Origin of the sequence: Pseudomonas sp. KB_15 (assembly GCF_052114525.1) — a bacterium.
In the GTDB taxonomy this organism is placed as follows: Bacteria; Pseudomonadota; Gammaproteobacteria; order Pseudomonadales; family Pseudomonadaceae; genus Aquipseudomonas.
This window is the reverse complement of record NZ_JBFREX010000257.1, coordinates 1-418: the sequence shown is the minus strand read 5'-3', so window position 1 is coordinate 418 and position 418 is coordinate 1. Positions and strand designations below refer to the sequence as shown.

Annotated in this window: 1 protein-coding gene; it reads right to left on the bottom strand. The window is 71.5% G+C overall.

The genetic code is table 11. The features are described from left to right. Positions 1 to 218: helix-turn-helix domain-containing protein (locus tag AB4Z35_RS30765; RefSeq protein WP_442101267.1), on the bottom strand; the 218-nt coding region annotated here is incomplete at its 3' end. Positions 219 to 418 lie beyond the last annotated feature (200 nt).

Genomic DNA, 418 nt, shown 5'->3' with positions numbered 1-418 from the left:
GCCAGCACGTGCGCGGCCTCGGTCGGCAACAGGTTGCGGCCCTCGTGGCGGAACAGCGCGCAGCGCATGCCGTCCTCGAGCGAATGGAGCGCCCGGTGCACGCTTACCGGGCTGATATCGAGCGCCTCCGCGGCCTTGGCCAGGTTGCCGGTCTCCATGAAGGCCAGCAGGGCCTCGAGCTTGCGGAACGTGATCTCTTCACTGATGCGCAGGGGCATGGCGGCGGGGGCGACGGGAGGGTCAGGGGGTCGATGACGCCACCATGATACGCCGCCCGCCTCGCGCTATTCGAGCGCCGTGCCCTTGGCCTGCGGCGCGTCCGCGGCATCGGCCGGGACTTCTGCTGCCGGCTCAGCCTGCCCTTCTGCCGGTCCCTCGGCGGCCTGCGCCGGCGGCTCGACCTCATCCTTCGGCACGT